This window comes from Diaphorobacter sp. C33 (assembly GCF_030503915.1).
In the GTDB taxonomy this organism is placed as follows: domain Bacteria; phylum Pseudomonadota; class Gammaproteobacteria; order Burkholderiales; family Burkholderiaceae_C; genus Diaphorobacter; species Diaphorobacter nitroreducens.
The window spans coordinates 3,101,504-3,119,114 of sequence record NZ_CP129980.1 but is presented as its reverse complement, the minus strand read 5'-3'; the positions used below and the strand labels follow the sequence as shown (position 1 = coordinate 3,119,114).

The following is a 17,611-nucleotide window of genomic DNA, read 5'->3' as shown; positions in this document are numbered from 1 at the left end:
CTCTCTCCTGTGGGATGGAATGTGGGGGTGTCGGGGGCCGTGCGTCAGCCGGGGGCGCCTTCCTGCACGATGGCTGAAGGGTGGTTGGCCAGCGGCGTCACGTGGATGTCCATGTAGAGGAACAGCGGCAGCTGCGACAGCAGCTGGTGCAGCTCGTCGTTGGACTGCACGTCGAACACGCTGTAGTTGGCGTACTCGCCCACCACGCGCCAGATGTGGCGCCAGCGGCCGTCACGCTGCAGGTCTTGCGAGTACTTCTTCTCGCGGGCCTTGATTTCGTCGGCCTGCGCGGCGGGCAGGTCGTGGGGAATCTTCACATCCATGCGAACGAGGAACAGCATCTGGTTTTCTCCTGGCAAAAAAAGGGTTCAGGCGGGCTGCGCGCTGGCGCGGCCCAGGTCCACGTGCACGGGCGTGAGGCCCTGGCGTGCACGGTCGAAGCGGTCGAGCCGCTCGGGCACCACGGTGAGGCCGAAGCCCGGCCCGTCGGGCAACTGCAGCGCGAAGTCGGAAAGGACCATCTGCTGCTCCACGATGTCGTCCACCAGCAGCTGCGGGCCGAACAGCTCGCAGTTGTGGTGCGTGCCGCCCAGCGTGGCAAACACATGGGCCGAGGCGGCGCTGCCGACGGAGGTCTCCAGCATCGTGCCGCCGTACCAGCCGATGTCGGCGGCGCGCGCCACGTCGGCCACGGCCCGGGTGCGCAGCAGGCCGCCGTGCTTGGCGATCTTGAGCGAGAACACGTGGCAGGCGTTATGGCGCGCCAGGCGCATCGCGTCCTGCGGCGTGCAGACGGTCTCGTCGGCCATCACCAGCGCGGTGTGGGGCAGCGTGGCGGTGAGCTGGCGCAGCGCCTCCTCGTTCCACTGGGCCACGGGCTGCTCGATCAGGCCCACGCCGGCGTCGATCATCTCGGGCAGGTAGCGGCGCGCGGTGGCGCCGTCCCAGGCCTGGTTCACGTCCACCGTCATGCTGGCGCGGCCGTCCAGCGCGCGGGCGATGCGTGCCACGTGCGCCACGTCCTCCTGTGGCGCGCGTGCGCCGATCTTCAGCTTGAAGATGCGGTGGCGGCGCGCGGCCAGCATCTTCTCGGCCTCCTCGATGTCCTTGGCGGAGTCGCCGCTGGCCAGCGTCCAGGCCAGGGGCAGGCTCTCGCGCTGCTTGCCGCCCAGCAGTTGCCACACGGGCAGGCCCAGGCTGCGCGCCACGGCGTCGATGGCGGCCTGCTCCACAGCGCTCTTGGCAAAGCGGTTGCCCTTGCAGGCCAGGTCCATGCGCTGCAGCAACTGCTCGAAGCGGCCCGCGTCCTGGCCGATCACGGCAGGCGCGAGGTAGCTGTCGATGGCATGCCGGATGCTCTCGGGCGATTCCTCGTTCCACGAGGGGCCGCCGATGGTCGCGGCCTCGCCGAAGCCGCTGGCGCCATCGCTCAGCCACAGCTGCACGATCACGGGGCTCTGGCGCTGGATGGCGCCGAACGAGAGCTTGTGCGGGCGGATCGTGGGGATGTCCAGGATGCGTGCCTGGATGCGTTCGATGCGCAGCACGGAAGCGGAGGGAGAAGTCGTCATGGAAAGCGGGCCGTGGCGAAAAAAGCGTTACGGGCCATGACCTTAGCGCTGCCATCGGGGCGAATCCAATGAGATATATTGCAGTTTTTGTTCGACGCCATCGAACAGTCACAGGTTTTAGGGTTAACCCTTAGAACGGATTGCACCCATGGAACTGCGCCAGTTGCGGTACTTCTTGAGCGTGGCCGAGACCGAGCACCTCACCCGCTCGGCGGATGCGCTGTTCGTCACACAGTCCACGCTCTCGCACGGCCTGCGCCAGCTGGAGGCCGAGCTGGGCGTGCCGCTCTTTGACCGCCTGGGGCGCGGGCTGCGCCTGTCCCAGGCGGGCCACGCCTTTCGCGACCACGCAGCGCGCGCGCTGCAGGAGCTGGAAGCCGGGCGGCAGGCCGTGGCCGACATGAGCGCGCTGCAGACCGGCACGCTCCAGGTGGGCGTGATCCCCACCTTCCTCACGCGCTTCGTGCCCGACGCGGTGGCCGCCTTCAGCGCGCGCTACCCGGGCGTGCAGCTCACCGTGCGCGACCTGCGCAGCGGCCAGATCGAGGAACTGCTGATCGCCGGTCGGCTGGACCTGGGGATCGCCTTCCATCCGGCCAGCCGCGAGGAGATCGAGGCCGAGCCGCTGTTCGAGGAACGCATGCACCTGGTGGTGCACCAGGGCCACCCGCTGGCGCGCAGGCAGCGCCTGCGGCTGGCCGAGCTGGCGGGCGTGCCGCTGGCGCTGCTGCCGGCCAGTTTTGCCACACGTCGGCTGATCGACGCGGCATTCGCCCAGGCGGGCGTGACGCCGCTGGTGCGCGTGGAGATGGAGTCGGTGGATGCGCTGCTGCAGGCCTGCCGCAGCGGGCCGCTGGCCACCATCGCCGCGGAGCACGCGGCCCTGCACGCGGGCCCCGACATGCGCGCCGCCATGCTCACCGAGCCGCGCACCGTGCGGCGCGCCGGCCTGCTGTGGCGCCGCGGCGCCTCGCGCAGCGCGGCCGCGCGCGAATTCGTGGCGCTATTGCGGCCCGCCATCGCACGCACCGCTGCTCCGCCTTCCCTGCAGGGCGGTGTTGCACAGCAAGAGTAAAAAATGGCTCTAGCGCTTACCAGTCAAGCGCAAGCAGCTATGAACTAAGGAGCACCTACCACGACCCCGGCTGGCGCGGCAGCAGACACGGCCTGGGCCGATGCGGGCAGGCCGAAGATGCGGTCAAACGCCCAGTTGAAGCCGTAGGTGTAGACGAGGAAGAACAGCAGCAGGCCGGCCTCCATTACCGTGGCCTGCCACAGGCTCACGCCGAACCACCAGGCCATCAGCGGGATGAGGACCAGCGCCAGCCCGCCCTCAAAGCCCACGGCGTGCACCACGCGCCGCAGTACGGAGCGGCCCTTGACGCGCTGGCGCGCCTCCCAGCGCTCGAACAGGGCGTTGAAGGTCACGTTCCAGGCGATGGCCAGCGCAGACGCGACGACGGCCATCACCCCCGAAGCGCCCGCGCCCTGGCCAATGGCCATGAAGAGCAGGCTGGAGACGATGATCGCGATGATTTCGTAAAGGGTGACAAAGACCACCCGGCGCTTCGGCCCCTGCAGGCCGACCGCATGTGTTGTTGCACTCATGCGGCGCAGTATAGGGAGTGAAATCTGAAGGAAAAAGTCATCTTCCTTCAGAAATATTGATAGATTGGCGCATGGCCTTCACTTCCGACAACGTCCTCGTGTTCCTGGCCGTGCTGGACCGCGGCTCGTTCTCCGCCGCGGCGCGGGCGCTGTCGCGCGTGCCCTCGGCCGTGAGCATGGCCATCGCCCAGCTGGAAGCCGAGCTGGACATGCCCCTCTTCGACCGCAGCGGCCGCGAGCCGCGCGCCACGGCGGCCGCGCGTGCGCTGGAGCCGCAGGCACGCGCGCTGGCGGCGCAGCTGCAGCAGCTCAATACCCAGGCGCTGGCGCTGACCCAGGGGCTGGAGGAACGCCTGACCCTGGCCATTGCACCCGAGCTGCTGGCCGCGCGCTGGCACGGCCCGCTGGCCACGCTGGCGCAGGACTACCCGCTGCTGCAAGTGGAGGTGCTGGCCGCGCCCCAGGCCGATGCGCTGGCCCTGCTGCATGCCGGGCGCGCCCAGCTCGCGCTGGTGTTCGAGCGCCCCAGCCTGGACGGGCGGGAAGACTTCCAGGAGGTGGGCAGCGAAACCCTGGTGGCCGTCATCGCGCCGCAACATCCGCTGCTGGCGCCGCGCGCGGCGGGTGCGGGCCCTGCAGGCCTGCGCGAGGAACACCTGGCCGGCACGCGCCAGATCGTCGTGGCCGGGCGCGACCTGGGGCAGACCGATGCGCGCTTCGTCTACGCGCGCCACCATTGGCGCACCGACAGCCACTTGGCCGCGCTGGGCCTGATCGAGGCCGGCCTGGGCTGGGGCTGGCAGCCGCGCGCGCTGGTGGCGCCGCGCATCGCCGCCGGCACGCTGGTGGAACTGCCCCTGGAGAACCTGAGCAACGGCGCCCAGTTGTGGGTGGACGTGGTCTGGTCCCGCGAGCGCCCGCTGGGCCTGGGCGCACGCCGCTTCGTAGAGTTGATGGCGCGCCAGCGCCCCGGCAGCAGCCCGGCGCCACAATAGCCAGGCACTGACCATCTTGAGGAGCGTTCATGCCCACCTACCTGCCACCCTTTGACATCGCCGACGACGCGCTGGCCAAGCAATGGCGCCAGTGGCAGCCCAAGGACTTCGCCGCGAACGGCGGCAACGGCAAGAACGACAAGAACGGCAAGCATGCCGACAAGGACAACGGCGCGCTGCACCTGAAGGACTACGACCCTGGCGCCAAGCCCTTTTCCTGCGGCGACAAGGCACGGGACAAGGCCCGCGTGGAGGAGCTGGCGCTGGAGCTGGACGCGCTGCAGGACCTGCTGTACGCCGACCGCCGCTACAAGCTGCTGGTGGTGCTGCAGGGCATGGACACCGCCGGCAAGGACGGCACCGTACGCGGCGTGTTCGGCCGCATGAGCGCCCTGGGCGTGCATGCCGTGGGCTGGAAGGCGCCCACCGAGCTGGAGCGCGCGCACGACTACCTGTGGCGCATCCACCGCCAGGTGCCCGGTGCGGGCGAACTCACCGTGTTCAACCGCAGCCATTACGAAGACGTGCTGGTGCCCGTGGTGAACGGCTGGATCACGCCCGAGCAGCAGCGCCAGCGCTATGCGCACATCAACGACTTCGAGCGGCTGCTGGCCGAAACGGGCACGGTGGTCATGAAGTTCATGCTGCACATCAGCAAGGACGAGCAGCGCCAGCGCCTGCAGGAGCGCCTGGACGACCCCACCAAACACTGGAAGTTCGACATGGGCGACATCCAGGTGCGCGAGCAGTGGGACGCCTACCAGCGCGCCTATGAGGCCTTCCTGCCCGCCACGCACACCCCGTGGGCGCCGTGGACCATCGTGCCCGCCGACTCCAAGACGCACCGCAATCTGATGATCGCCAGCGTGCTGCGCGGCGTGCTGCAGCGGTTGGAACTGCGCTACCCACCGGGCGACCCCGCGCTGGAAAAGTTCACAGTCAAATAGGGCTCTAGCGCTTGCATGGCAAGCGCCAACAGCTCCTTTTAAAGGAGCAAATTTCACCAAGACGCGGGCATGGCAAGGTTATGCATCGAATGCATTAGATGGAAACATGGCGGCGTTGGACAGCCCTGGGCGACAGGCATAAAGTGCTTCGCTTGGTAGACATTCCCCAAGGAATTCCGCATGTCCAACACCCCCAACCCACCCCTTCCCACCCACGCGCTGCCGTCCTATCTGGACCCCAACCACCTCGGTCCCTGGGGGGTGTATCTGCAGCAAATCGACCGCGTCACCCCTTACCTGGGCAGCCTGGCGCGCTGGGTGGAGACGCTGAAGCGCCCCAAGCGTGCGCTGATCGTGGATGTGCCCATTGAGCTGGACAACGGCACCATCGCCCACTTCGAGGGCTACCGCGTGCAGCACAACGTCAGCCGAGGCCCGGGCAAGGGCGGTGTGCGCTTTCACCAGGACGTGACCCTGTCCGAAGTCATGGCCCTGTCGGCCTGGATGAGCATCAAGAACGCGGCCGTGAACGTGCCCTACGGTGGCGCCAAGGGCGGCATCCGCGTCGACCCCAAGACCCTGTCGAAGGCCGAGCTGGAGCGCCTGACGCGCCGCTACACCAGCGAAATCGGCATCATCATCGGCCCCTCCAAGGACATTCCCGCGCCGGACGTGAACACCAACGCCCAGGTCATGGCCTGGATGATGGACACCTATTCCATGAACGTGGGCACCACCGCCACCGGCGTGGTCACGGGCAAGCCCGTGGACCTGGGTGGCTCGCTGGGCCGCGTGGAGGCCACGGGCCGCGGCGTGTTCACCGTGGGCGTGGAGGCCGCGCGCCTGACCGGCATGGCCATCGAGGGTGCGCGCGTGGCCGTGCAGGGCTTTGGCAACGTGGGTGGCACGGCCGGCAAGCTGTTTGCCGAGGCCGGCGCCAAGGTGGTGGCGGTGCAGGACCACACCGGCAGCATCCACAACGACAAGGGTCTGGACGTGCCGGCGCTGCTGGCGCACGTGCAGCAAACCGGCGGCGTGGGCGGGTTCGCCGGTGCCGAGCCCATGGCCAACGACGCCTTCTGGGGCGTGGCCTGCGACATCCTGATCCCCGCAGCGCTGGAGAGCCAGATCACCAAGGACAACGCGGGACGGATCCAGGCCAAGATGGTGATCGAGGGCGCCAACGGCCCCACCACCCCCGAGGCCGACGACATCCTCAACGACAAGGGCGTACTGGTGCTGCCCGACGTGATCTCCAACGCCGGCGGCGTGACGGTCAGCTACTTCGAGTGGGTGCAGGACTTCTCCAGCTTCTTCTGGACCGAGGACGAGATCAACGCCCGCCTCGTGCGCATCATGAAGGAGGCCTTCGCGGGCGTGTGGCAGGTGGCGCAGGAGAACAAGGTCACGCTGCGCACGGCGACCTTCATCGTGGCCTGCAAGCGCATCCTGCATGCGCGCGAGATGCGCGGCCTGTACCCCTGACACGGCACACCCCGTGCGAGGCGGCCTGCGGGCCGCCTTTTCTTTGCCTGCCCTTCCGGCCTCGGCGCACGCGCATACGGGACATCGCGGATGACGCGCGCGCACCCCATTTTTATAATCGGCCGTGCAGACTGCCCTTGGCGGCCTGCATGCGCCCTTTTGTTCGGGCAGGCCGCAGTCCCTGTGGCCACCTGGAATCCCGAACCGTCTGCCGGGCGCGTCATCGCGCTGGCCATTCCTGCGATGGCCAGTTTCATTGCTCTCCCTGCTGCCTGCGGCAGCACCACGCCCATGCCTTCCCCGCGAGGGAGCGGCAGGGCGTTTCATCACACAAGGAGTCTCCCCAGGATGCGCATGTCCCAATGCCTGCCTCTCAGTTTTGCCACCCTCGCCGCCCTCGCCCTGCCGGCCGCCGCGCAGTCACAAGTGACCATCAGCGGCTATCTGGACACCGGCGTCTTTCGTGACTACGACAAGACCCGCAAGCTGGGGACGATCCAGCGCAGCCATCTGGCGGTGGCCGGCACGGAAGACCTGGGCGGTGGCCTCAAGGCCAACTTCCGCCTGAGCACACGCTTCGAGCTGGACACGGGGCAATCCGAAGGGGCGGGCAGCAAGCCCTTTTGGCATGACGAATCTACCGTGGGCCTGCAAGGCGGCTGGGGCCAGTTGCGCCTGGGCCGCGCCCTCAGCGCGATGTGGAGCCAGGAATGGAAGTTCGACGCCTTCTCCAACTTCAACCGCATTGCCTCCACCGCCTGGCACATGGCCCACTACTACACGCCCACCGACCGCGCCAGCAACAACGGGGCCGCGGAGTACGGGCGCATGACCAACGGCATCTACTACGACTCGCCCACCTGGGACGGCTTCTCGTTCAATGCCAGCGCCTCGACCGAGCGCACCCAGGCGCCCGGCCGCGACGGGCGCGGCGGCTCGGTGGCACTGAACTACGACCAGGGCCCGGTGGCCGCCATGGTGGGCTACGAGCGCAACGGCAGCGGTGACAAGGACCTGTTCCTGGGCGGCCTCTACCGCCTGGGCGCCGCCACGCTGATGATGGCCTACGACCACAGCCGCGCGGGGAGCAGCCCCGATACGTCGCGCATGGTGTCGGTGGGCGGCAGCTACGCCCTGGGTGTCACCACGCTGCGCGCCAGCTATGGCCGCCAGCGGCTGAATGAGGGGGTAACCCACCACATGGCGTCACTGGGGGCGGAGTACAACCTGTCCAAGCGCACCATGCTCTACGCGAGCCTGGGGCACCAGCGCTACGAACACAACCCCTCGCGCACGGCGTTCGGCGTGGGCGTGGCCCACGCCTTCTGACGCTGCCTCAGAGTACGCGCTGCGCGCGCAGCGCCTGCAGCTGCGCGGCATCCAGCCCCAGCCGCTCGCGCAGCACCTCGTCGGTGTGCTGGCCCAGTGCGGGCGGGGCATAGCGCAGGGTGACGGGCGTATCGGACAAGCGCAGCGGGCTGGCGGTGGTCACCACGCGGTTGACCACCTCGCCGGCCGGCGGCTGGGCGCCGGGGTAGCGCTGCTGCTCCACGCGCAGTCCGCGTGCGCGCACCTGCGCATCGTCGAACGCCTGGCCGACGTGGTTGATCGGCCCGCAGGGCACGGCCTTGTCCTCCAACAGCGCGATCCAGGCGGCCGTGGGCCGCGTGCGCGTGAGGGCGGCCATCAGGGGGATCAGCGTCTCACGGTGGGTCACCCGGCCAGCGTTGGTGGCAAAGCGTTCATCACCGGCCCAGTCCGTGCCAGCCGCTTCGCAAAAGCGCGCGAACTGCCCGTCGTTGCCGATGGCCAGCAGCATGTTGCCGTCCTGCGTGGGAAAGTCCTGGTAAGGCACGACACTGGGGTGGGTGTTGCCCTGGCGCTTCGGAATGTTGCCGGCGTTGAGGAAGCCCGCACCCTGATTGGCCAGCACCGCCATGGCCACGTCCAGCAACGCCATGTCGATGTGCTGGCCGCGTCCCGTGCGGTGGCGCGCCTCCAGCGCGCCCAGGATGGCGGTGGTGGCATACATGCCGGTGAACAGGTCGATCACGGCCACGCCCACGCGCATCGGGCCGCCGCCAGGCTCGCCATCGGCATGGCCGGTGATGCTCATCAGGCCGCTCATGGCCTGGATCAGCAGGTCGTAACCGGCCCGCGGCGCATACGGCCCGGTGTGGCCGAAGCCGGTGACCGAGCAGTAGATCAGGCGCGGGTTCAGGGCCGATAGGCTTTCGTAGTCCAGCCCGTAGCGCTTGAGGCCGCCGGTCTTGAAGTTCTCCACCACCACATCGCTTTGCTGGGCCAGCTCGCGGATCAGCCGCTGCCCCTCGGGCGTGGCCATGTCCACGGTGACGGAGCGCTTGTTGCGGTTGCAGGCGGCGAAGTAGCAGGCGTGTTCGCTCGGCTGGCCGTCGGCATCGGGAAAGAACGGCGGGCCCCAGTGGCGCGTGTCGTCGCCATCGCCGGGCTTCTCGATCTTGATCACGTCGGCGCCCATGTCGGCCAGGTTCTGGGTGCACCACGGGCCGGCCAGCACGCGCGATAGGTCGAGTACGCGCAGATGGCCGAGCGCGCCGGCGCGGCCTGCGCCTGGGGAAGAGGAAGAATCAGGGGTGGTCATGGACAGGCGGTGGTTGCCGAGCGGAAGGCGCATGGTACGGCGCGCCCCGGCGCCGCGGCTTTGCATTTGTGAAAGCTGGCGTTCACGCAGGGCCGCCAGGGTATCCAGCGCTTTCTACAATGCCGGCCATGGCCATGCATTTCGATCTTGTGGATCTGCGCCTGATGGTGCACATCGCCGACGCCAACAGCATGACGCGCGGCGCGGAACTCTCCTTCATCTCCCTGCCGGCGGCCAGCACGCGCATCAAGAACCTGGAAGAAAGCATCGGCACCAAGCTGCTGTACCGCACCAGCCAGGGCGTGACGCTCACGCCGCCGGGCCAGGCCTTCGTGTCCCACGCGCGCATGGTGCTCGGGCAGATCGAACACCTGCGCGGCGACATGCAGGAATACGTGCGCGGCATCAAGGGCCATGTGCGCGTGTTCGCCAACACCACCTCTCTGGGCGAATTCCTGCCGCCGGTGCTGCGGCACTTCCTGCGCCGCAACCCCGACGTGAACATCGACCTGCGCGAGCGCCTGTCGCACGACATCGTGCGCGCCGTGACCGAGGGGCAGACCGACATCGGCATCGTCGCCGGCCTGGTGCGCACCGAGAACCTGGAGACCCTACCCTACCGCCGCGACCGGCTGGTGTTGGTGGTCCCCAAGGGCCATGCCCTCGACGGCGAGATGCAGATCGACTTTGCCGACACGCTGGAGCTGGACTACGTGGGGCTGCACGAATCCAGCGCCATCCATGCCTTCCTGCGCCACGCCAGCGACCAGCTGCACCGTCCGATCAAGCTGCGCATCCAGGTCGGCAACTTCGAGACGGCCTGCCGCATGATCGAGGCCGGCGTGGGCGTGGGCGTGCTGCCCGAGTCCGCCGCCAGCCGCCATGCGCAGGCCATGGACATCGCCATCGTGCCGCTGTCGGACGCCTGGTCGGTGCGCGAGATGCAGATCTGCGTGCGCAGCATGGAGGCCCTGCCCAGCTTTGCGCAGGAACTGGTGGACCTGCTGGTGGCCGATGCGCAGGGGCGGCTGCAGCTGGAGTGACCGCGGCAGCGGCAGCGACAGCGGCAGCGGCAGCGGCCCGCGCGATCTTTGAGTGAAATTGGCCTCTAGCCCTTGCCAGAAAAGCGCTAGCAACTCACTTTTTTGAATCAAGCGTGGTCGGCGCCAGCCAGTACTTGAAGGTGCCGTGTGCGGTGGCCACGAGCCGGCCGTCCTCGTCCAGCAGCTGGCCCGCGCAACTGCACAGGCTGCGCGTGGCATGCACCACCCAGCCTTCGGCCAGCAGCGCGCCGCGCCCCGGGCGATGAAAGCGGCTGCTCATCTCCACCGTCACCGCGGTCTGCGAGGGCGCCTCGGGCAGCTCGCCCGCGGCGCGCGACATCACGGAATCCAGCAGCGCCATGACCACGCCGCCATGCGCAGCGGGTAACTGGTTGAGCAGTTCCTCGCGCAGGTGCGGCAGGCGCACCTGCACCTTGCCCGGCGGCGCCGGCACCTGCGCGGCGCCGATCAGGCGCAAGAAGGCGCTGCGGTCCACCAGCGGCGGCACCCCGCTCATGCGGCGCGCGCCTCACGCACCATGTTGCGCGCGATGATGATCTGCTGGATCTGCGTCGTGCCCTCGTACAGGCGGAACAGGCGCACGTCGCGGTAAAAGCGCTCGATGCCGTACTCGGCCATGTAGCCTGCGCCGCCCAGGATCTGCACCGCGCGGTCGGCCACGCGGCCGCACATCTCGGTGGCAAACATCTTGGCGCACGAGGCCTCGGTGGAGACGTTGTGCCCGTCGTCGCGGCGGCGCGCGGCGTCGATGGTCATGCACTCTGCGGCGTACAGCTCGGCCTGGCTGTCGGCCAGCATGGCCTGCACCAGCTGGAAGTCGCAGATGGGCTGGCCGAACTGCTTGCGCTCCAGGGCATATGCGAGGGCGTCGCGCAGGATGCGCTGGGCCACGCCCACCGCCACCGCGGCGATGTGGATGCGGCCCTTTTCCAGCACCTTCATGGCGGTCTTGAAGCCGCGGCCCTCCTGCAGGCCGATGAGGTTGGCCGCCGGCACCTTGACGTTGTCGAAGATCACGTCGCAGGTGTGGGCGCCGCGCTGGCCCATCTTTTTGTCGTACTTGCCAAAGCTGATGCCGGGCGTCTTGGCGTCCACGATGAACGAGGACACGCCGCCCGCGCCCTTGTCGGCCGGGTTGGTGCGCGCCATCAGCGTGAACATGCCGGCGTGCGGCGCATTGGTGATGTAGCGCTTGGTGCCGTTGACGATGTAGTGGTCGCCGTCCTTGATGGCCGTGGTGCGCAGCGATGCGGCGTCCGATCCCGCCTCGGGTTCGGTCAGCGCGAACGAGGCGATGACCTCGCCGGTGGCCAGCTTGGGCAGCCACTGGGCCTGCTGCTCGGGCGTGCCATCCATCAGGATGCCCTGCGAGCCGATGCCCACGGTGGTGCCGATGATCGAGCGGAAGGCCGGCGCCGTCTGGCACAGCTCGAACAGTACGCGGCACTCCTCCTCCATCGTCAGCTCCAGGCCGCCGAACTTCTCGGGAATGGTCATGCCGAACAGGCCCAGTTCGCGCATCTCCTGCACGATGGACTCGGGGATTTCATCGGTCTCGGCCACTTCGTTCTCGGCCGGCACCAGGCGTTCTCGCACAAAGCGGCGCACGCTGTCGAGCAGGGCTTCCAGGATGTCTGGGTCGCGGATCATGAGGGTTCTTTCTTCGGTATGCGGGTTCAGAGGGTGTCGGCGGTGCCGAGCACGGCGGTGGACTGGCTGGACAGCGTGCCGCCGTTGCCATGCACCACGGCGGTGTCATGACGCGATAGCTGGCGCGCGCCGGCCTCGCCACGCAGCTGGCGCACGGCCTCGATCAGCGCAAAGATGCCGTACATGCCTGGGTGCACGCACGACAGGCCGCCGCCGTTGGTGTTCACGGCCAGGCGCCCGCCGGGCGCGATGCCGCCGTTCTGCACGAAGGCGCCGCCCTCGCCCTTGGCACAGAAGCCCAGGTCTTCCAGGAACAGCAGGGTGTTGATGGTGAAGGCGTCGTACACCTGGGCCATGTCCATGTCTTTGGCCTGCAAACCCGCCATCGCGAAGGCCTGGGCGCCCGACTGCGCTGCCGCGGTGGTCGTCAGGTCGGGCATGCAGGAGATCTGGCGGTTCCAGATCGCTGTGGCATTGCCCAGCACATAGACGGGCGGGTTGGGCAGGTCGCGCGCGCGCTCGGCGCGGGTGAGCACCAGGGCGCCGCCACCGTCCGTCACCAGGCAGCAGTCGCGCACGGTGAGCGGGCTGGCGATCGGCCGGGCCGCCAGCACATCCTCGATGGTGAGCGGGTCGCGCATGAACGCCTCGGGGTTCTGCTGCGCCCAGGCGCGTGCGGCCACGGCCACCTCGGCCAGTTGTTCGCGCGTGGTGCCGAATTCGTGCATGTGGCGCGCAGCGGCCAGCGCATAGGCGGACACGGGCAGCACCGGCTCATAGGGGAATTCGTACGGTTGCGGGTCCAGGAAGCGGCGTGCGGCCACGCTTTCCTTGCGCCCGAAGGTAGCCGAGCGCTGCGCGCTGCCGTAGCACACCAGCACGGCCTTGCACTGCCCGGCCTCCAGCGCGCGGATGGCGGGCAGCAGGTGGGCGATGAAGCTGGAGCCACCGATCATCGTGCCGTCCACATAGGTCGGGTTGATGCCGAGGTGTTCGATCACCGGCATGGTCCACATGCTGGCGTTCACACTGCAGGTGGCCAGGCCGTCGATGTCCTGCATGGTCAGCCCCGCGTCGGCCACGGCCGCGTGTGCTGCACGCACCAGCAGCGTCATGTCGTCCATGCCGGGCGCCTCGCCGCAGCCGTAGGTGGCGGCGCCGACGATGGCTGCGCGGCCGCGCAGCGGCCGGTTCACGGCGGCGGCGTCCAGGGGGGATTGCGGAACGCGGCTCATGCGGCACCCCCTTGCGCTGCGGGCTGGAACAGCACCAGGCCACGCCCGTCCTTCTGCGCCACGCGGGCCTGCACCCGCTGGCCGATGCGCACGTCTTCGGGCGCCACGCCCTCCACGCGGCTCATCATGCGCACGCCTTCATCCAGATCGATCAGCGCGACGTTGTAGTTGCCCCCCGCGTCCGCCTTGCGTGCGATGGTGGTGGCGGAATACACGGTGCCCAGGCCGCTGGCGCGCACCCAGCGCAGCGGGCTGGCGCCGCAATGCGGGCACAGCTCGCGCGGCGTGAATACGTGGTTCTTGCACTGCGGACAGTGCTGCAGGCAAAAGCGGCCGGCATCCAGCTCGGCCTGGTAGTGGGTCTGTGCGCTCAGGTGCATGGTGTATTCGGCTCGGGCTTCTTGAGGGGTCTATGGTTTTGTGGAATGCAGCATGCCTGCAAGGGCGGTGCGCTTCAATTTGGCATTTTTTAAGACCACCTTTAGCGTGCCCAACTCAGGGGTGTATAGCAGCGGTCAAACCATCGACGGCCCGCCTTCATCCAAGCAGGCCACCCGCCTCAATCGTGTGTCTGAGGACGCGCGGCCGATGGATGAGGAAGCCATCGAACCGCGGGCACTCAATCGATCTTCAAGAAAGCAGCTGTAGCGGGTGCTGTTTGTCCCTGCACATTGCGAATAGGCCGTATCCGCGAATACAGGGGCAAGATCAATGCGCGGACAATCTAGCTAACAGCAAGATGAGGAAGGAACCATGCGCCCACAGCTTCACCAGCGGTTCGTTGACAAAGCCCAAGCGGCTGTCACCGCTGCAGTCGAGGTGTACAACAAGCCAGCCTTTGCCTACCGGGAAGAGACGTTCGCAATCCTTGCGCTCAATGCGTGGGAGTTGCTGCTGAAGGCCAAGGTACTCAAAGACGCGGGCAACGCCGTCAAAGCGCTCCGGGTCTACGATTCGCGGCCAACCAAGAGCGGGGCGCCGTCGAAGAAGGTCTATCTGAAGACGAACCGGGCCGGGCTGCCCATGTCTATCTCGCTGGGTACGTGCATCACCAAGCTTGAGGGCACGGCTGCGCAACTTCCGGCGCCCGTGCGTGCCAATTTGGATGCCCTGCAGAGCATCCGCGACAACAGCGTGCATTTCGTGACGGCAAACGCCACGCTGGCCAGGCAGACGCAGGAGCTGGCTGCGGCGAGCGTGAGCAACTTCGTGCTGCTGTCCAAGGCGTGGTTCGACAGAGACTTCTCGCGGATGCTGAACCTTGTGCTGCCACTGTCCTTTGTGACACCTGCACAGGAGGTGAATGCGGTGGTAGTGTCAGCCGACGAGACGCGTCTCATAGAACATCTGAAAGACTTGGCTCAGGAGGTTGCAGATAGCGACAGCAATTACGCTGTGGCCATCCGAATGCAGGTCAAGCTAGAAAAGAGCGTTCTGGCTAACGCCTCCAAGGTGATGCTGACGAAGGACGACGACGCAGTGAAGGTCACGCTCTCAGAGCAGGACATCCGCGAGCGGTACCCGTGGGACTACGGCGAGTTGTGCAAACGACTCGGAGCCCGCTACACGAATTTCAAGCAAAATCAGGACTTCCACAACGTCCGACTGCCTCTGATGAAGGACAACAAGTACACCAAGGCGCGGTACCTGGATCCAGGCAATCCAAAGAGTCCGAAGAAGGACTTCTACAACGCCAACGTGCTGCAGGTCTTCGACCAGCACTATACGAAGAGGTAGACGGCTAGGCGACGACAGCTGTTGCTCGGCCTGTTTGCTTCTAAGCGAAGGTCTTTGTTGATATAGCGGCGGCCTCGCACAACCGTGGGCTGGCTGCTTCGGAGCAAGGCCAATAGCTACTTTAGGTCGATAGCAGATAGCCGCTCTACTACTTCAGTGCCTGCGATCAACCCAAAGCAGCCCCATCACCCCGGCGTGATCCCCGCCGTCTTGATGACCTTGGCCCACTTGTCCAGCTCGCCGCGCAGACGCTGGCGCATCTGCTCCTGCGTGCCGGGATCGGCCTCGGCGCCGGCGTCCAGCAGGCGCTGGCGCACGGCGGGGTCTTTCATCGCGGTGTTGAAGTCGGCGTTGATCTTGTCCAGCACGGCCTGGGGCGTCTTGGCGGGCGCGAACAGCGCGGCCCACGAATACGCCTCATAGCCCGGCAGACCCGATTCCACGCCCGTGGGCACGTCGGGCAGCATGGCCGAGCGCTGGCGGCTGGCCACGCCCAGCACCTTCACGCGGCCGCTCTTGATGTGCTGCAGCGCCGTGGGTGCGTCGCTGAACATGAGCTGCACCTGGCCGCCCAGCAGGTCGTTCATCGCGGGGGCGCTGCCCTTGTAGGGAATGTGCTGCAGCTTGGTCCCCGCCTCCATGTTGAACAGCTCGCCCGCCAGGTGCGTGCCGCCCCCGTTGCCCGACGAGCCATAGGCCAGCGGCGTGCCCTTCTTGGCCAGCGCGATCAGCTCCTGGATGGTGTTGGCCGGCACCGAGGGGTGCGCCACGATGAACACGGGGAACATGGCCGCAAAGCTGATGGGCGCGAAGTCCTTCTCGATGTCGTAGGGCAGCTTGCCCATCAACGAGGGGTTGACCGAGTGGTGGATGGCACCCACGAAGAGGCCGTAACCGTCGGGTGCCTCCTTGGCGGCGGCCGTGGCGCCCACCACGCCGCCCGCGCCGGCGCGGTTGTCGATGACGGTGGGCGTCTTCCAGATCTCGGACAGCCTGTGGCTGAAGACGCGGGCGGTGGTGTCCACCGGGCCGCCGGGCGGGAACGGCACGATGAAGCGCACGGGCTTGCTGGGCCAGGGGTCGGCCGCGAGCGCCGCCAGCGGATGGGCGGCGGCAAGCAGGCTGCCGGCGATGAAGTTGCGGCGGGAGGGGGTGGAATGCATGGTGTGTCTCCTATCGTTCAGGTGGTCAGGCCCAAGGCCTGGTCTTTCAGGGTGCGCTTGAGCACCTTGCCGTTGGTATTGGTGGGCAGTTCGCTCAGGGCGACGATGTGGGACGGGCGCTTGTAGGGCGCGAGCAGCTCGCGCAAATGGGACTGCATGGCATCGGCATCCAGCGCGGCGCCGGGGCGCAACTCCACAAAGGCCACGATCTCCTCGTTGCCGTCCTCCACGGTGCGGCCCACCACGGCCGAGCGCTGCACGCTGGGGTGGGTGTTGAGCGCGGTCTCCACCTCGGCCGGGTAGACGTTGAAGCCCGAGCGGATGATCATTTCCTTCAGGCGCCCCACGACGAACAGCGCGCCGTCAGCATGCATCTCGCCCAGGTCGCCGCTGGCGTACCAGCCGCCCTCGCGCATCACCGCGGCCGTGGCCGCGGGGTCGCGGAAGTAGCCGGGCATCAGCCCCCGGCCGCGGATCCACAGCTCACCGCGCTCGCCCAGCGGCAGCGGCTCGCCCGTGGCCGGGTCGGTCACACGCACCTCGGCCTCGGCCACAGCGTAGCCGGCACTGGTGTCGGGCCGCTGCTCGCCCAGGCGCGTGAGGTGCACCGAACCCGCGTATTCCGACAGGCCGTAGCCGTGGTGCAGCGCCTGGCCGAAGGCGGCCTCCACGCGCTGCTTCAGCGCCAGGTCGAGCGGGCCCGCCCCGGTGTAGAGGTAGCGCAGCGCCGGCGCCTCGGGCCGCTGGATGCCGCGCTCCTGCAGATGCGCCAGCAGGCGCGAGAACAGCGCGGGCGGCCCCTGCAGCTGCGACACGCCATGGTGGACCAGCGCATCCAGCAGGTCGTCGGGATCGAACTGCGGACGCATCACGAGCTGCGCACCGGCCAGCAGCGAGCTGATCAGCACCGTGCCCAGACCGAAGATGTGGGTCATGGGCACAAAGGCGTAGCTGCGGTCCTGCGGACCCAGCGCACGCGATGCCCCCGACACGCGCGCGAAGTGGATCAGCGCATCGTGCGTGAGCATCACGCCCTTGGGCTGGCCCGTGGTGCCCGAGGTGAAAATCAGCGAGGCGACCGTATCGCGCAGCGCACCTGCCTCGGGCTGCGCGTCCTGGAGAACCGCGCCGTGCTGCATGCCCGGCAGCGCGGAATCGACCGCCGCGAAGCGCTGGGCATGCGCGGCAGCGCTGCGCGATGCCGCAGCCGTGAAGAACACCACGCGCGCATCGGCCTTGCCGACGAAGGCGTCGATCTCGGCGGGCGCCATGCGTGCGTTCACGCCGCAGGACCAGGCGCCCACGCGGCTGCAGGCCAGGATCAGCGCAGCATGCTCGGGGCAGTTCTCGGCCACCACCAGCACGCGGTCGCCAGGGCGCACATCCAGGGCCCCCAGTTCGGCCTCGGCCGTGTCGGTGAGCGCGCCCAGGTCGGCAAAGCTCAGGCTGCGGCCGTCCGGCAGATGAATGAAGGGCCGCGCGGGCGCCTCGGCCAGCCAGCGGTCCAGCAGGTGATGGATGCGCTCTGCCATC

General features: G+C 68.0%; 17 protein-coding genes. 7 read left to right on the top strand and 10 right to left on the bottom strand.

From position 1 onward, the window contains the following. Nucleotides 1-44: 44 nt before the first annotated feature. Together catC and QY917_RS14585 are read right to left on the bottom strand one after the other, a co-directional pair. A complete protein-coding gene (gene catC, locus QY917_RS14590; protein WP_123675341.1) occupies nucleotides 45-341 on the bottom strand; it encodes a muconolactone Delta-isomerase in 297 nt (98 codons plus the stop codon). Between the two features lie 27 nt (nucleotides 342-368). Beyond that, nucleotides 369-1,571, bottom strand: coding sequence for a muconate cycloisomerase family protein (locus tag QY917_RS14585; RefSeq protein WP_012655262.1), 1,203 nt, complete (start codon nucleotides 1,569-1,571; stop codon nucleotides 369-371). Between the two features lie 148 nt (nucleotides 1,572-1,719). Between QY917_RS14585 and cynR the strand changes: the two genes are divergently transcribed. Continuing rightward, nucleotides 1,720-2,646, top strand: a complete 927-nt coding sequence (gene cynR, locus QY917_RS14580; RefSeq protein ID WP_123675342.1) for a transcriptional regulator CynR — start codon at nucleotides 1,720-1,722, stop codon at nucleotides 2,644-2,646. A gap of 44 nt (nucleotides 2,647-2,690) precedes the next feature. On the opposite strand, the gene QY917_RS14575 is transcribed toward cynR, so the two are convergent. Continuing rightward, entirely contained in the window at nucleotides 2,691-3,179 is a 489-nt protein-coding gene (locus tag QY917_RS14575) for a PACE efflux transporter (protein WP_123675343.1), read from the bottom strand. A gap of 71 nt (nucleotides 3,180-3,250) precedes the next feature. Here QY917_RS14575 and QY917_RS14570 point away from each other — a divergent pair, with 71 nt between their 5' ends. From QY917_RS14570 to QY917_RS14555, 4 genes are all read left to right on the top strand, one after another. Next, nucleotides 3,251-4,174, top strand: a complete 924-nt coding sequence (locus tag QY917_RS14570; RefSeq protein WP_103736882.1) for a LysR family transcriptional regulator — start codon at nucleotides 3,251-3,253, stop codon at nucleotides 4,172-4,174. Nucleotides 4,175-4,203: 29 nt separating this feature from the next. Then, nucleotides 4,204-5,121: a PPK2 family polyphosphate kinase gene (locus tag QY917_RS14565; protein WP_123675344.1), complete on the top strand. Its 918-nt coding sequence runs from the start codon at nucleotides 4,204-4,206 to the stop codon at nucleotides 5,119-5,121. Nucleotides 5,122-5,301: 180 nt separating this feature from the next. Beyond that, a complete protein-coding gene (locus QY917_RS14560; protein WP_012655257.1) occupies nucleotides 5,302-6,606 on the top strand; it encodes a Glu/Leu/Phe/Val dehydrogenase in 1,305 nt (434 codons plus the stop codon). Nucleotides 6,607-6,954: 348 nt separating this feature from the next. Beyond that, complete coding sequence (locus QY917_RS14555; protein WP_123675345.1) at nucleotides 6,955-7,935, top strand: porin; 981 nt, start codon at nucleotides 6,955-6,957, stop codon at nucleotides 7,933-7,935. A gap of 7 nt (nucleotides 7,936-7,942) precedes the next feature. Here QY917_RS14555 and QY917_RS14550 read toward each other — a convergent pair whose 3' ends face one another. Further along, nucleotides 7,943-9,229: a CaiB/BaiF CoA-transferase family protein gene (locus QY917_RS14550; protein WP_088888631.1), complete on the bottom strand. Its 1,287-nt coding sequence runs from the start codon at nucleotides 9,227-9,229 to the stop codon at nucleotides 7,943-7,945. A gap of 128 nt (nucleotides 9,230-9,357) precedes the next feature. Here QY917_RS14550 and QY917_RS14545 point away from each other — a divergent pair, with 128 nt between their 5' ends. After that, nucleotides 9,358-10,272, top strand: coding sequence for a LysR substrate-binding domain-containing protein (locus tag QY917_RS14545; RefSeq protein ID WP_041838923.1), 915 nt, complete (start codon nucleotides 9,358-9,360; stop codon nucleotides 10,270-10,272). 94 nt (nucleotides 10,273-10,366) lie between these two features. Here the strand turns inward: QY917_RS14545 and QY917_RS14540 are convergent, their stop codons facing one another. Genes QY917_RS14540 through QY917_RS14525 form a run of 4 tightly spaced genes read right to left on the bottom strand, consistent with a single transcriptional unit; the run spans nucleotide 10,367 to nucleotide 13,558 of the window. Further along, nucleotides 10,367-10,789: a PaaI family thioesterase gene (locus QY917_RS14540; RefSeq protein ID WP_123675346.1), complete on the bottom strand. Its 423-nt coding sequence runs from the start codon at nucleotides 10,787-10,789 to the stop codon at nucleotides 10,367-10,369. Continuing rightward, the gene (locus QY917_RS14535; protein WP_012655252.1) at nucleotides 10,786-11,943 is read right to left on the bottom strand and encodes an acyl-CoA dehydrogenase family protein; all 1,158 of its coding nucleotides are present in this window, start codon (nucleotides 11,941-11,943) and stop codon (nucleotides 10,786-10,788) included. Before QY917_RS14535 ends, QY917_RS14540 begins: the two co-directional genes overlap by 4 nt. Before the next feature lie 26 nt (nucleotides 11,944-11,969). Then, nucleotides 11,970-13,178 (bottom strand): thiolase, encoded by a 1,209-nt coding sequence (locus tag QY917_RS14530; protein ID WP_047350168.1) that lies wholly within the window; start codon nucleotides 13,176-13,178, stop codon nucleotides 11,970-11,972. Then, nucleotides 13,175-13,558 carry a Zn-ribbon domain-containing OB-fold protein gene (locus tag QY917_RS14525; RefSeq protein WP_012655250.1) on the bottom strand — a complete coding sequence of 128 codons (384 nt, stop codon included), beginning with the start codon at nucleotides 13,556-13,558 and terminating at the stop codon, nucleotides 13,175-13,177. Before QY917_RS14525 ends, QY917_RS14530 begins: the two co-directional genes overlap by 4 nt. 373 nt (nucleotides 13,559-13,931) lie before the next feature. Between QY917_RS14525 and QY917_RS14520 the strand changes: the two genes are divergently transcribed. Next, nucleotides 13,932-14,915 carry a DUF3644 domain-containing protein gene (locus QY917_RS14520; RefSeq protein WP_123675347.1) on the top strand — a complete coding sequence of 328 codons (984 nt, stop codon included), beginning with the start codon at nucleotides 13,932-13,934 and terminating at the stop codon, nucleotides 14,913-14,915. A 185-nt stretch (nucleotides 14,916-15,100) separates the two neighbouring features. Here QY917_RS14520 and QY917_RS14515 read toward each other — a convergent pair whose 3' ends face one another. Then, a complete protein-coding gene (locus QY917_RS14515) occupies nucleotides 15,101-16,078 on the bottom strand; it encodes a tripartite tricarboxylate transporter substrate binding protein (RefSeq protein ID WP_047350167.1) in 978 nt (325 codons plus the stop codon). A 17-nt stretch (nucleotides 16,079-16,095) separates the two neighbouring features. Then, on the bottom strand, nucleotides 16,096-17,610 hold the full coding sequence (locus tag QY917_RS14510) for a class I adenylate-forming enzyme family protein (protein WP_123675348.1): 1,515 nt from the start codon (nucleotides 17,608-17,610) through the stop codon (nucleotides 16,096-16,098). Between the last annotated feature and the right edge of the window lies 1 nt (nucleotide 17,611).

Coding starts and splice junctions, on each gene's coding strand:
- catC (WP_123675341.1), bottom strand. CDS start 341: ATGCTGTTCCTCGTTCGCATGGATGTGAAGATTCCCCACGACCTGCCC.
- QY917_RS14585 (WP_012655262.1), bottom strand. CDS start 1,571: ATGACGACTTCTCCCTCCGCTTCCGTGCTGCGCATCGAACGCATCCAG.
- cynR (WP_123675342.1), top strand. CDS start 1,720: ATGGAACTGCGCCAGTTGCGGTACTTCTTGAGCGTGGCCGAGACCGAG.
- QY917_RS14575 (WP_123675343.1), bottom strand. CDS start 3,179: ATGAGTGCAACAACACATGCGGTCGGCCTGCAGGGGCCGAAGCGCCGG.
- QY917_RS14570 (WP_103736882.1), top strand. CDS start 3,251: ATGGCCTTCACTTCCGACAACGTCCTCGTGTTCCTGGCCGTGCTGGAC.
- QY917_RS14565 (WP_123675344.1), top strand. CDS start 4,204: ATGCCCACCTACCTGCCACCCTTTGACATCGCCGACGACGCGCTGGCC.
- QY917_RS14560 (WP_012655257.1), top strand. CDS start 5,302: ATGTCCAACACCCCCAACCCACCCCTTCCCACCCACGCGCTGCCGTCC.
- QY917_RS14555 (WP_123675345.1), top strand. CDS start 6,955: ATGCGCATGTCCCAATGCCTGCCTCTCAGTTTTGCCACCCTCGCCGCC.
- QY917_RS14550 (WP_088888631.1), bottom strand. CDS start 9,229: ATGACCACCCCTGATTCTTCCTCTTCCCCAGGCGCAGGCCGCGCCGGC.
- QY917_RS14545 (WP_041838923.1), top strand. CDS start 9,358: ATGGCCATGCATTTCGATCTTGTGGATCTGCGCCTGATGGTGCACATC.
- QY917_RS14540 (WP_123675346.1), bottom strand. CDS start 10,789: ATGAGCGGGGTGCCGCCGCTGGTGGACCGCAGCGCCTTCTTGCGCCTG.
- QY917_RS14535 (WP_012655252.1), bottom strand. CDS start 11,943: ATGATCCGCGACCCAGACATCCTGGAAGCCCTGCTCGACAGCGTGCGC.
- QY917_RS14530 (WP_047350168.1), bottom strand. CDS start 13,178: ATGAGCCGCGTTCCGCAATCCCCCCTGGACGCCGCCGCCGTGAACCGG.
- QY917_RS14525 (WP_012655250.1), bottom strand. CDS start 13,558: ATGCACCTGAGCGCACAGACCCACTACCAGGCCGAGCTGGATGCCGGC.
- QY917_RS14520 (WP_123675347.1), top strand. CDS start 13,932: ATGCGCCCACAGCTTCACCAGCGGTTCGTTGACAAAGCCCAAGCGGCT.
- QY917_RS14515 (WP_047350167.1), bottom strand. CDS start 16,078: ATGCATTCCACCCCCTCCCGCCGCAACTTCATCGCCGGCAGCCTGCTT.
- QY917_RS14510 (WP_123675348.1), bottom strand. CDS start 17,610: ATGGCAGAGCGCATCCATCACCTGCTGGACCGCTGGCTGGCCGAGGCG.